Source organism: Mesorhizobium cantuariense, from assembly GCF_042647205.1.
In the GTDB taxonomy this organism is placed as follows: domain Bacteria; phylum Pseudomonadota; class Alphaproteobacteria; order Rhizobiales; family Rhizobiaceae; genus Mesorhizobium; species Mesorhizobium cantuariense.
In genome coordinates, this window is the sequence record NZ_JBHRVD010000001.1 from 5558697 (window position 1) to 5570724 (window position 12028).

Annotated in this window: 13 protein-coding genes; 3 read left to right on the forward strand and 10 right to left on the reverse strand. The window is 62.6% G+C overall.

All coding sequences use genetic code 11. The features are described 5' to 3' along the window. Window positions 1-12: 12 nt before the first annotated feature. From ACFOJ9_RS27060 to kdpF, 7 genes are all read right to left on the reverse strand, one after another. Entirely contained in the window at window positions 13-705 is a 693-nt protein-coding gene (locus tag ACFOJ9_RS27060; protein ID WP_378983134.1) for a response regulator transcription factor, read from the reverse strand. Further along, window positions 702-3437 carry a DUF4118 domain-containing protein gene (locus ACFOJ9_RS27065; RefSeq protein WP_378983137.1) on the reverse strand — a complete coding sequence of 912 codons (2736 nt, stop codon included), beginning with the start codon at window positions 3435-3437 and terminating at the stop codon, window positions 702-704. Before ACFOJ9_RS27065 ends, ACFOJ9_RS27060 begins: the two co-directional genes overlap by 4 nt. A 57-nt stretch (window positions 3438-3494) precedes the next feature. Further along, window positions 3495-4058, reverse strand: a complete 564-nt coding sequence (kdpC, locus tag ACFOJ9_RS27070) for a potassium-transporting ATPase subunit KdpC (protein WP_378983140.1) — start codon at window positions 4056-4058, stop codon at window positions 3495-3497. A gap of 75 nt (window positions 4059-4133) precedes the next feature. Continuing rightward, window positions 4134-6227, reverse strand: a complete 2094-nt coding sequence (gene kdpB / locus ACFOJ9_RS27075) for a potassium-transporting ATPase subunit KdpB (protein ID WP_378983142.1) — start codon at window positions 6225-6227, stop codon at window positions 4134-4136. Continuing rightward, the gene (locus ACFOJ9_RS27080; protein WP_378983145.1) at window positions 6224-6436 is read right to left on the reverse strand and encodes a hypothetical protein; all 213 of its coding nucleotides are present in this window, start codon (window positions 6434-6436) and stop codon (window positions 6224-6226) included. The genes kdpB and ACFOJ9_RS27080 overlap by 4 nt, the downstream gene beginning before the upstream one ends. A gap of 25 nt (window positions 6437-6461) precedes the next feature. After that, window positions 6462-8165, reverse strand: coding sequence for a potassium-transporting ATPase subunit KdpA (kdpA, locus tag ACFOJ9_RS27085; protein ID WP_378983149.1), 1704 nt, complete (start codon window positions 8163-8165; stop codon window positions 6462-6464). A 14-nt stretch (window positions 8166-8179) separates the two neighbouring features. Continuing rightward, window positions 8180-8269, reverse strand: coding sequence for a K(+)-transporting ATPase subunit F (gene kdpF, locus ACFOJ9_RS27090; RefSeq protein WP_081609884.1), 90 nt, complete (start codon window positions 8267-8269; stop codon window positions 8180-8182). A gap of 365 nt (window positions 8270-8634) precedes the next feature. Between kdpF and ACFOJ9_RS27095 the strand changes: the two genes are divergently transcribed. Further along, the gene (locus ACFOJ9_RS27095) at window positions 8635-9132 is read left to right on the forward strand and encodes a YciE/YciF ferroxidase family protein (RefSeq protein WP_378983152.1); all 498 of its coding nucleotides are present in this window, start codon (window positions 8635-8637) and stop codon (window positions 9130-9132) included. Between the two features lie 98 nt (window positions 9133-9230). Here ACFOJ9_RS27095 and ACFOJ9_RS27100 read toward each other — a convergent pair whose 3' ends face one another. Further along, a complete protein-coding gene (locus ACFOJ9_RS27100; RefSeq protein WP_378983154.1) occupies window positions 9231-9950 on the reverse strand; it encodes a Crp/Fnr family transcriptional regulator in 720 nt (239 codons plus the stop codon). A gap of 215 nt (window positions 9951-10165) precedes the next feature. Between ACFOJ9_RS27100 and ACFOJ9_RS27105 the strand changes: the two genes are divergently transcribed. Together ACFOJ9_RS27105 and ACFOJ9_RS27110 are read left to right on the forward strand one after the other, a co-directional pair. Next, a complete protein-coding gene (locus ACFOJ9_RS27105; RefSeq protein WP_378983156.1) occupies window positions 10166-10402 on the forward strand; it encodes a DUF6894 family protein in 237 nt (78 codons plus the stop codon). Between the two features lie 101 nt (window positions 10403-10503). After that, window positions 10504-10758 (forward strand): hypothetical protein, encoded by a 255-nt coding sequence (locus tag ACFOJ9_RS27110; protein ID WP_378983157.1) that lies wholly within the window; start codon window positions 10504-10506, stop codon window positions 10756-10758. Window positions 10759-10903: 145 nt separating this feature from the next. Here ACFOJ9_RS27110 and ACFOJ9_RS27115 read toward each other — a convergent pair whose 3' ends face one another. Together ACFOJ9_RS27115 and ACFOJ9_RS27120 are read right to left on the reverse strand one after the other, a co-directional pair. Then, entirely contained in the window at window positions 10904-11206 is a 303-nt protein-coding gene (locus tag ACFOJ9_RS27115) for a DUF982 domain-containing protein (RefSeq protein ID WP_378983160.1), read from the reverse strand. A 318-nt stretch (window positions 11207-11524) separates the two neighbouring features. Then, window positions 11525-11860, reverse strand: a complete 336-nt coding sequence (locus ACFOJ9_RS27120; protein ID WP_378983163.1) for a hypothetical protein — start codon at window positions 11858-11860, stop codon at window positions 11525-11527. Window positions 11861-12028: the final 168 nt, after the last annotated feature.

The window sequence follows — 12028 nt, forward strand, 5'->3', positions numbered from 1 at the left end:
CTGGGCTCTGGCTCATTCGACCTCGCGCAGGCGGTAGCCGACACCGGTCTCGGTGGTGATGTAGCGCGGCTGGTCGGGGGTCTTCTCGATCTTCTGCCTGAGCTGGCGGACATAGACCCTGAGATACTGCACGTCGGTCGAATCGCCCCAGACCTGCTTCAGCAGGAAATGGTGGGTCAGCACCTTGCCGGCGTGCTGCACCAGGATGCGCAGGATGTCATATTCCTTCGGCGAGAGCTTTACGTCCTTGCCCTCGACCTTGACGATGCGCTTGACGAGATCGACGCTGAGGTCGCCGGTCTGGAAAATGGGCTTCTCGCCCTGCTGCTGGAATTTGTGCCGCAACGCCACGCGGATGCGTGCGACCAGCTCGTTCATGCCGAACGGTTTGGTGACATAATCGTCGGCGCCGAGTTCGAGCGCATTGACGATGCCGGCCTCGTCGGTGCGGCTGGACAGAATGACCACCGGAATGGCGAGGCCGTCGTCGCGCCATTTGCGCAGCAGTTCATGGCCGCTCATGCCGGGCAGGCCAAGGTCGAGCAGGACAAGGTCCGGCTTGTCCGCCACCATCAGCTCGATCGCCACCCCAGCGTTCGGCGCCTCGCTGATCGCGTAGCCCTGGCTGCCGAGCCCGACGCGAAGCAGCTTGCGGATCGGCGGCTCGTCATCGACCACCAGTATTCTGACGTTCGAGTTGGTCATGCCAGGTCATCCACATCGTGGTCGTCCGGATTCGAGGCCTCGAGATCGGGCGGGTTCGCCGGCTTCGGCATCTTGATGGTGAAAACCGCGCCCGAGCGGTCGGTTCGGTTTGCCGCCGTGATCGTGCCACCCATCGCCTCGATGAAGCCGCGGCAGATCGACAGGCCGAGCCCGGTGCCGGCGCGGACCTGGTCGCGCTTGCGCACCCGGTAAAAGGTGTCGAAAATCCGTTCCAGATCGCCGGGGGGAATGCCCGGCCCTTCATCCATGACCTGCAGGATGACCGAACCATTGTCGGTCCAGCCCTGCACGCGGATCGTCGAGCCGGCCGGCGCGTATTTCGCTGCATTGTCGAGCAGATTGAACAGCGCCTGCTCGAACAGGACAGGATCGACCTTCACCATCGGCAAATCCGGGGGGATGTCCGTCTCGGTCTTGTGCTCGCCGATGATTTTCCTGGCCCTCTGCAAGGCGGAGCCGACGATGTCGCCGACATAGTGGAAAGCAGTGTTCGGCTCCATCGCGCCGGATTCGATCTTGGTCATGTCGAGCAGATTGGCGATGAAGCGGTTCAGCCGCTCGGATTCGTCGAGCACGGTCGACAACAGCTCTGCCCGGTCCTGTTCGGGAAGTGCCGGTGCGAATTCCCTCAGCGTACCGGCCGCGCCCATGATGGCGGCGAGCGGTGTTTTCAGGTCATGGGAAATGGAGGTGAGAAGTGCCGAGCGCAGCCGGTCCGCCTCGGCGGCGAGCTTGGCGCGGTCGACGTCGGCGACGAGCTGGATGCGCTCGATGGCGACCGCCGCCTGATCGGCCAGCGCGTCGAGCAGGCGCTGCTGCTCGGGCGTCAGAAGCGGGCCCTGCCTGTCATTGTCGAGGCCGACGACGCCGATAGCCGTGCGCCCGGTGCGCAAGGGAAGATAGAGGCGCTTGGCGCCGGGAAGCGTATCGGCGCCGCGACCCGCGGCACGGTTGTGCTCCCAGGCCCAGCGGGCGGCCGCGATGTCGGCTTCGGCCAGCGTGTCGTCCGGCGGATAGCCGGCCTTGACGGTGATCGTTCCGTCTTCCGGCAAAAGCAGCACCACCCGCAGCTTCAGCATCGAGGCGATCTGGAAGGCGGTGGCCCAGAGAACGTCGTCGAGCGTGCCGGCACCGGCGAGCTTCTTTGAAAAGAGATAGATGTCCTCCGTCGCCCGCGCCCGTGAGCGGGCGGCGACCGCCTGGCGCTGCACGCGCGCCGTCAGATTGCTGGCGATGACGGCGACAACCAGGAAGACGCCGAGCGCGACAATGCTCTCCGGGTCCCGGATTGTCAGCGTGTAGCGCGGCTCCAGGAAGAAATAGTTGAAGGCAAGGGCGCTGGCCAGACAGGCATACAGTGCCGGCCATAGCCCGCCGGTCACCGCCGATGCCAGCACCGCGATGAGAAAGATGATCGCGAGATTGCGAACGTCGAGAAACTGGTCGAGAAGGACGGCGAAGGCGAGCGAGCCCATGAGATAGGCCGTGGCCTTGAGGTAAGGCCAGATCTGGAACTGCGGCTGCTCGTCGGCCGCTTTGACGCTCCTCGACGCCGTCTCGGTGTTGCGCTCGTTTCCCGAAATGACATGGACGCTGATGTCGCCGGCATTGCGGATGAGATCATAGGTGAGCGATCCCTCGATCAATTCGCGCCAGCGCGACCGGGTCGGCCTGCCGACCACGATATGGGTAAAATTGTTCGCGCTCGCATAACGCACGATGTCCTGCGCCACGTTCTGACCCGGAATGGTCGTCACCTCGGCACCAAGCTGTTGGGCAAGGCGCAGGTTCGTCGCGAGCCGGTCCTTGTCCTCCTCGGGCATGCTGGCCGAGCGGGGGCTGTCGACGTGCAGCGCCGTCCACGGGGCACGCAGCCGGTCGGCCAGCCTGCGTGCATAGCGAACGCGGGCCGCTCCTCCCGGGCGCGCGTCGAGGCAGACGAGAACCCTTTCCCCGGCGGCCCACGGTCCGGGAATGGCGTGGGCCTGCATATGGATCAGCAACTGGTCATCGACGCGCTGCGCGGTGCGGCGCAGCGCCAGTTCCCTGAGCGCAGTCAGATTGCCCGGCGAGAAATAGTTCTCGATCGCGCGCTGGGCGGTGTTGGGGAAATAGACCTTGCCTTCCTCGAGCCGCTTGATCAGGTCGTCGGGCGTGAGATCGATGATCTCGACATCGTCGGCCTGGTCGATGATGGAATCGGGAACCGTCTCGCGGACCCTGACCTTGGTGATCTGGGCGACGACGTCGTTCAGGCTTTCGACATGCTGGATGTTGAGCGTCGTGTAGACGTCGATGCCTTGCGTCAGGATTTCCTGGACGTCGAGATAGCGCTTGGGGTGGCGGCTGCCAGGCGCATTGGTGTGGGCGAGTTCATCGACGAGAACCAGCGCCGGGCGCCGGGCAATGATGGCGTCGATATCCATCTCGTCGAGGATGCGCCCCTTGTAGTCGACCTTGCGGCGGGGAATGACCTCATAGCCCTCGACCAGGGCCAGTGTTTCCTTGCGGCCATGCGTCTCGACGACGCCGATCACCACATCCACGCCGTCGGCCAGCCTGGCGCGGCCCGACATCAGCATCTCGTAGGTCTTGCCGACGCCCGGTGCAGCACCCAGGAATATCCGCAGGCGGCCGCGTCCCTCCCGCTCGGCATGGTCAAGCAGTGCGTCGGGAGAGGGTCTGTTTTCGTTGCTTCTGTCGTCCGGCATCAGGATCGATCATGGATGGCGCCGGGGATACTGTCGATCCCCGGCCCGTACCATTCACTATTTCGCGGCGTCCAGCGCAAGGTTGAGACCGAGCACATTGACCACGGGTTCGCCCATGAAGCCGAGCTCCCTGTCTTCAACCTGGCTGTCGACAAGCGCCTTGACCTTGGCCTCGTCGATCCCCCTGGCCTTGGCCACGCGAGCGACCTGGAAGTAGGCCGCTTCCGGGCTGATATCAGGATCGAGGCCGCTGCCGGACGTCGTCACCAGGTCCATCGGAACAGGCTGGTTCGGGTTTTCCGCTTTCAACTTCTCGGCGTCGCCCTTGATGCGGTCGATCAGCTTGGGGTTGGTCGGGCCGAGGTTGCTGCCGCTCGAGGCGGCGGCATTGTAACCGTCGCCGGCGGCCGAGGGGCGACCATGGAAATAGCGATCGCTGGCAAAGCCCTGGCCGATCAGTTCGGAGCCGATGACCTTGCCGTCCTTCTCGATCAGGCTGCCATTGGCCTGGCGCGGAAACAGCGCCTGGGCGATGCCGGTCATGCCGATCGGATAGATCAGGCCGGTCAGGACAGTGAAGAAGACGATCATGATGATCGCGGGTCTTATCTGGGTGAGCATGGACATATTCCTCAGAGCAATTCCAGGAAAAGTGTGAAGCGGTTTTCCCCTAGGGAATTGCGTTAAAACAAAGAGTTAAGCGAGGCCAAGCGCGGTGACGATCATGTCGATCGCCTTGATGCCGACGAACGGCACGATGAGGCCGCCGAGGCCGTAGACGAGAAGATTGCGGCTGAGCAGCGCGCCGGCGCCGATGGCGCGGTATTTGACACCTTTCAGCGACAGCGGGATCAGCGCGATGATGATCAGCGCGTTGAAGATGATGGCCGACAGGATGGCGCTTTGCGGCGTCGCCAGATGCATGACGTTGAGCGCCTGCAACGGGCCGGTGGTTTGCCCCGGCGCGATGTAGAAGGCGGCGAACATCGCCGGGATGATGGCGAAGTATTTGGCCACGTCGTTGGCGATGGAGAAAGTCGTCAGCGAGCCGCGCGTCATCAGCAGTGCCTTACCGATCTCGACGATCTCGATGAGCTTGGTCGGATCGCTGTCGAGATCGATCATGTTGCCGGCCTCGCGGGCAGCCACCGTGCCGGTGTTCATGGCGACACCGACATCGGCCTGGGCAAGGGCGGGTGCATCGTTGGTGCCGTCGCCGCACATGGCGACCAGCTTGCCCTTGGCCTGTTCGTCGCGGATCAGCTTCAGCTTATCCTCGGGTGTCGCTTGGGCCAGGAAATCGTCGACGCCGGCTTCCGCGGCGATCGCCGCGGCCGTCATCGGGTTGTCGCCAGTGATCATCACCGTGCGGATGCCCATGCGGCGCAGTTCGGTAAAGCGCTCGCTTATACCGCCCTTGACGATGTCCTTGAGGTGGATGACGCCGAGCAGACGCCCGTCGCGCTCGACCGCCAGCGGCGTGCCGCCGGACTTGGCGATCTCGTCGGCGATGGCCTGGAGGTAGCGGATGGATTCGCTGCTCGGACGCGTGCCATGGGACGCTGATGTCGACTGGTTGACATGGGCAAGAACCGAATCCACGGCGCCCTTGCGCACCGACGAACCGTCGATATCGACGCCGCTCATGCGGGTTTGCGCGGTAAAAGGCACGAAGGTGGCGTGCAGCGTTGCCATGTCGCGGGCGCGGATGGCGTATTTCTCCTTGGCCAGCACGACGATCGAACGGCCTTCCGGTGTTTCGTCGGCGAGCGATGCGAGCTGGGCAGCATCCGCCAGCTCCTGCTCGCTGACGCCCTTGACCGGACGGAACTCGGTCGCCTGGCGGTTGCCGAGCGTGATCGTGCCGGTCTTGTCGAGCAGCAGCGTGTCGACGTCGCCCGCGGCTTCCACGGCGCGGCCCGACATGGCCAGAACGTTGAAGCGCACCAGGCGGTCCATGCCGGCAATGCCGATGGCCGACAGCAGCGCGCCGATGGTGGTCGGGATCAAGGTGACAAACAGCGCGACGAGCACGGTGACAGAGATATAGCCGCCCGAATAGGTCGCAAAACTCGGGATCGTCGCCGTCGCCAGCACGAAGATCAGCGTCATGCCGACGAGCAGGATGTTGAGCGCGATCTCGTTCGGCGTCTTCTGGCGCTCGGCACCTTCGACCAGCGAGATCATGCGGTCGAGAAAGGTGTGGCCGGAAGCCGCGGTGATGCGTACGCGGATCCAGTCGGACAGCACCTGCGTGCCGCCGGTGACCGCCGAACGGTCGCCGCCGGATTCGCGGATCACCGGCGCGGACTCGCCCGTGATCGCAGCCTCGTTGACCGAAGCGACGCCTTCGATCACTTCGCCGTCGGACGGGATGATGTCGCCGGCCTCGACCAGCACGGCATCGCCGACCTTGAGGCTAGTGCCGGGCACGAGTTTGTATTTGGTGCGGTCCTCACCGGTCAAAAGCTTGGCCTGGGTTTCGGTGCGCGCCTTGCGCAGCGAATCCGCCTGCGCCTTGCCGCGGCCTTCGGCGACCGCTTCAGCGAAATTGGCGAACAGCACGGTGAACCACAGCCAGATGATGATCTGCAGCGTGAAGCCGAGATTGCCGCCGCCGGTGACCAGGTCCTTGACGAACAGCACCGTGGTGAGCGCCGAGACGACGGCGACGACGAACATCACCGGGTTCCTGGCCAGCGTGCGCGGGTCGAGCTTGCGGAAGGCGCCGCCAATGGCGGGAAGCAGGATGCGGGCATCCATGATGCTTGCTGATTTCGAGTGGCTCATTTTGAAGCTCCGGCTTCGGTGTTGTTGGACGGCACCGGGTGATCGGATGCCGAAAAGAAATGCCCGTAGGTCAGCAGCCAGATCACGATCATGACCGCCGCAATGCCTAGGAATGTGGACACGCTCGGGAAGGGAGGAGGAGGAGTTGCCTCCCCCTCATTGTCGGCTCGGGGCCGAGCCTTGCGATGTATCTTGTTGAACCAGGACATAACTTTGATCCAAGGTGGGGCTGTATCAGAAGGTCTGCCCGTGAATCATCGCCAGGTGCTCGATGATCGGTCCGACGGCGAGCGCCGGGAAGAAGGTCAAGCCACCGACGATCAGGATGACGCCGACCAGCAGCCCGACGAACAGCGGGCCATCGGTCGGGAAGGTGCCGGCGGAGGCCGGAACCGTCTTCTTCGCCACCAGCGAGCCGGCAATGGCCAGCGCCGGGATGATGACCAGGAAGCGGCCCATCAGCATGCCGATCCCGATGGTGATGTTGTACCAAGGCGTGTTGCCGCTGAGGCCGCCAAAGGCCGAACCGTTGTTCGCCGCACCCGACGTATAGGCATAGAGAACCTCGGAGAAGCCGTGCGGGCCGGCATTGCCCATCGACGCCACGCCGGTCGGCAGAACCACCGCGATGGCCGTGAAGATCAGCATCGCCAGCGGCAGGCACAGTATGGCCAGCATCGCCATCTTGACCTCCTTGGCCTCGATCTTCTTGCCGAGATATTCGGGCGTGCGGCCGACCATCAGGCCGGCGACGAAAACGGCGACGACGATGTACATCAGGATGCCGTAGAGACCGGCGCCGACACCGCCGACGATAACTTCGCCAAGCTGCATGTTGATGATCGGGATCATGCCGCCGAGCGCGGTGAAGGAGCCGTGCATGGCGTTGACGGCGCCGCAGGAAGCGGCCGTGGTGATGACGGCAAACAGCGCCGACAGAGCGATGCCGAAGCGGCTCTCCTTGCCCTCCATGTTGCCGCCATCGATGCCCAGCGCATGCACCAGCGGATTGCCGGCGGCTTCCGCCCAGTAGCAGATGGCAACACCGGCGATGAACATGACGCCCATGGCCGACAGGATCGCCCAGCCCTGGCGCTGGTTGCCGATCATGCGGCCAAAGACGTTGGTCAAGGCAGCGCCGATGGCGAAGATCGACACCATCTGGATCAGGTTGGAGATCGCGTCGGGGTTCTCGAACGGGTGCGCGGCATTGGCGTTGAAGAAGCCGCCGCCATTGGTGCCGAGCATCTTGATGGCCACTTGCGAGGCGACCGGGCCGACAGCGATGGTCTGCTGCGCACCTTCGAGCGTCGTGGCGTTGATGTAGGCGCCAAGCGTCTGCGGCACGCCGAGCCAGACATAGACCAGCGTCAGCGCGATGCAGAACGGCAACAACAGATAGAGTGTCGAACGGGTCATATCGACCCAGAAATTGCCGATCGACTTGCCCGAAGCGCGGGCAAAGCCGCGGATCAGCGCGATGGCGATGGCGATGCCGGTGGCCGCCGAAACGAAGTTCTGCACCGTCAGGCCGGCCATCTGCACGAGATAGGACATCGTGCTTTCGCCGCCATAGTTCTGCCAGTTGGTGTTGGTCATGAAGCTGGCGGCGGTGTTGAAGGCAAGGCCCGGCTCGACCGCGGTCATGCCTGCCGGATTGTAGGGCAGGCTTCCCTGCAAGCGCTGCAGGACATAGAGCACCAGAAAGCCGGCAAGGTTGAAGAGCAGCAGAGCGACCGCGTAGGTGGTCCAGTGCTGTTCCTCGCGTTCGCTGGTTCCGCAAATGCGATAAAGCCCGCGCTCGAGCGGGCCGAAGATGGGCGAAAGCAGCGTGCGATTGCCCTTGAAGACACGGTGCATGTAGCCGCCGAGCGGCTTCACCAGCAAAATGATGATCCCGCAAAAGACCAGGATCTGTATCCAACCGTTCAGTGTCATGGCTTTCCGTGCCTTCAGAAGCGTTCTGGACGAACGAGCGCATAGGTCAGGTAGGCGAGCAGGAACAGCGTCACGCCACCACCGAGGATGTAATCGACAAGCATGGTCCGATCCTTCAGCTCAAATTCTGTCGCAGGCTTTGACGTAGACGAAGAACAGGGCGAAAAACAAAACCCCTATCCCGAGAACAATGACGTCCATTATGCTTGTTCCTTATGTCCATTTGTACTTTGCGCCGTCGATGAGAAGGCTCGCAAATGCCATGAAACCGGCACGCCGCACTTTTACAGCCAACGGAACCTGTTGTCTTTTCTGAAGGGGAATATGGACCCGATCGCCATAAAGATTCGAGACGGGGCGCGGTGGAAAGAAATAGGAATTTTATAAAGATTTCCGTTCGAAGCGGAAGGAACAAATCCCCTCATGCGAGATTGTCGGCCTGAGGGTTCACTCACCGAAGGACACGACAATGGCAAAGCAGAAATTGCTCGACGATCTGTTTCACGACACGCTGAAGGACATCTATTTCGCCGAAAAGAAGATACTGGCCACGCTGCCGAAAATGGCCAAGGCCGCCCAAAGTGCCGACCTGAAAGCCGCCTTCGAAAAGCACCGCACCGAGACCGAAGGACATGTCGCGAGGCTGGAGAAGGTCTTTGGCGTAATCGGCAAGAAGCCGGCCGGCAAGACCTGCGCGGCCATCATGGGCATCACCGAGGAAGGCGCCGAGGTCATGGAGGACTACAAGGGATCTCCCGCGCTCGACGCCGGCCTGCTGGCTGCGGCGCAATCGGTCGAACACTACGAGATCTCGCGTTATGGGACGCTGAGGACCTGGGCCGGCGAACTCGGCCTGAACGAGGCCGTGACACTGCTTGAAGCGACGCTGAAGGAAGAGAAAGTCACCGACGAAGCGCTGACGCAGCTCGCGGAGTCGGCTGTGAACCTCGCGGCGGAAGCCGCGTAGGTCCGCCAAGATCATGGGCTGCGCTAGGAACGGTCCAGGGTGTGTTGAGATTCAGGTCAGGCCGTTTGCAGGCCGGCATCACTGGATATCGACACACCCTAGCGTGGTTCCCGCATCATGCTGAGATAGGTCGGATCGAACTCGGCGATTTCCTGCAGCCGTTGCCAGTCGAGAATGGTCACCGTGTGGTTTGCCCAACTGACCACGCCGACCTTGCGCAAGGCGCCGATGACGCGGTTCATATGCACAACCGAAAGGCCGAGCACGTCGGCCATCTCGGCCTGCGAGAGCGGCAAGTGAAAGCTCATGCCATTGGTACGCTGCACGACCTGCAAGCGCACGAAAAGTTCACAGACGAGATGGGCCAGATGCGATGTCTTCGAGCGGCGCCCCATGGCGACGATCCACTCGCGGTGGATGGCGCCGTCGACCAGCGTGTCGAGCCACAACAGCCTGGTCAGGTGCGGCGCCTCTTCGGTGATGGCACGCAGCCGGCTGTGATCGGCGAACATGACATGGCAAGGCGACAGGGCGACGATGCCATGGTCCATGGTCTTCAGCAGGAAGGCATGGAGATCGACGAAGTCGCCAGCCACCTGCAGTGAGGTAAACTGCCGCCCGCCATTCTCGAGCACCTTGTAGCGTGCCGCCAGGCCATCGAGGATCAGCGTCGAGTAGGTTGGCCGCGACCCGGAAGCGACGATGTCCTGGCCGATGGAAAAATGCCTCTCGAACGTCATGGCGCTCGCCAGCAACGCCTTTTCGGCGTCGGAAAGCGCGTCATGCTGGCCAAGGTTCAGATAGAGGGATTCAAGCACCGCTATCTCCAGCGAAAGGGCTCAGAGCCGATCGCCAACTCTGTCGGAAGCAAGGGCAGCTGCGGAAGCACTACGTGTTCGGACGGTGCCAGGCATTAACATTTGTTAGAGTGCGCTTGTTTGCCGGCAAATGCCACTCTTGATGGAACAACAGTTCGGTCCGCGAATTGTCGGTTGAATCTCGCCAACGCCTTCAATTGGGGTCCAGCCATATCATGCCCAGATATTATCTCGACCTCTACAATGGCGACGGCCTCACGGTCGACGATGACGGCCAAGTCTTCGAAACACGCGAACGCTTGCGGCGGGAAGCGATCCGCATCCTGCCCGACATAATACGCGACGAGATGATCGAGAACGACCGCACGGCCATTACCGTCAAGGTGCGGGACGAGAGCGGGCGTCATGTCTTCGAGGCCTCGCTGGTCGTCTCTTCGGGGTGGTGTGACTGACAGATCTCTCCGTCGTGAGCACCCGAGACCAAAAAATTTCACCCCGCCATCATTTGTAGTCGTCACCACCGCTGCGCCACGGCACCATGCGGCTCCAAGGGATGATCGAGGTGGCGCCGGTTCCGAAACCGGCGCACCTGCAGGATGGAGCACCACGGATGAATCGCGCGAAAGTTGACACCGAGCGTGACGAACGCGCCAAGCGTGAATCGCAGATCGTGATCGCTGCCGAGCGGGCGGCGCGCGAAGAAAAGACAACCAGGCTGAGAGCGTTGCGCCTTGCCGCGCAGCGTGCAGATGAGCCGGCATCAGCAAAGATCAAGCCGACACGACGACGCACAGGTTCGACAAGTTGATTGCCAGGGAAGGCGCAACGTCGTCAGCCTCAGCTGCAAGATGGCGGTTCCTGGTCGCTGGAAAACGAAAACCCGGCTGGGAAGGGCCAAGCCCGGCTTTCTGTGGTGGCTGGTATGGCTTTAGCCGCCACGATGGCATCAATCCTCAGGCGGCGTAACCACCAGAACCACGCGCAACGGCGTGCACGCCCGCGGCCGGCTCGAGATCCGGCCACAGGATGCCGGCAGCCTGGGCGAATTCGACCAACGCACGGCGCGCCTGCTCGATGGTCACATAACCCGGAACGGCGAGATCACATGCCTTCACCGCGTTGCGAAAAAGCGGGCCACGGCGAGATGTGGTCCAGTTGGTCAGGAAATCGTGCATTTCGGCCAGCGAGGCAATTTCGCGCTTGAAGCCAAGGCCGACGGTCAGTGCGACCGGTGAATGAAACAGCTTGTCGTGCATGAAGCGGGCTCCTGATTTTATCGCGCGCTTGGAGAAATATCCGGGCGGGTCCTAGGACGGGACGCGGTGAAACGCGCGAAGCGGCGGAAGGTTCCAGGCCGACCGCTGAAAGGCGGCCGCTGGCCCTGTCACGCTGGCAGGGGATCGCGCAGTGACAGTGAGGAGTTAAGGTAACCATCGCCGCGCCTTCAGCATAGCTGGCGGAGCGAGTCTCCGACGAACTACTCCTCGTGCGCTGTCAGGTCCGGGACTCTTGAAATGGTCACATCCCGGTGCGCGCAGGCCGGAGCCCCAATCGGCTCCGGCCTGCACGGGTCGTCAGTCTTTGCAGCTGTCGTCCGCCTTTGCCGCTGCAGCCTTGTCGCCATGCTGCTGCGCCTCAACGTCCTGCTGCGACGTTGCAAGGTTCTTGTCGCCTCCGCCCTCCGCGCCGGCCAACGGCATCGTACTGCCATCCTTGGCGGCGGGCTTACCGGCACTGTCGGCAGCCTTCGGAGTCTCTAGTGGCGCGTGAGTGCCATCTTTCGCAATACCAGCGGTCTGTTGGGTATCGGCGCCTGTGTTGGCAGCGGACTTGTCCGGACATGCGGCGGTAGCAGCCCCGGCAGAAAGTGACACTGCAATCGCGATTACCAATGAAGCCATTTTCATCATGCTCGTCCTTCTGTTCGAGTGCCCTGCGGATGAAACTAGCGGCGCTTTTCTTTGTTCCGGCCGCATCGCACGTCTGCAGCGTTGGTGCCGACTGCGCGATGCAAAGGCGAAGGATGAAAGGCAGGCTTGTCCGGCCATCGCGATGGTGCACGAACGGGACGCCAAAAA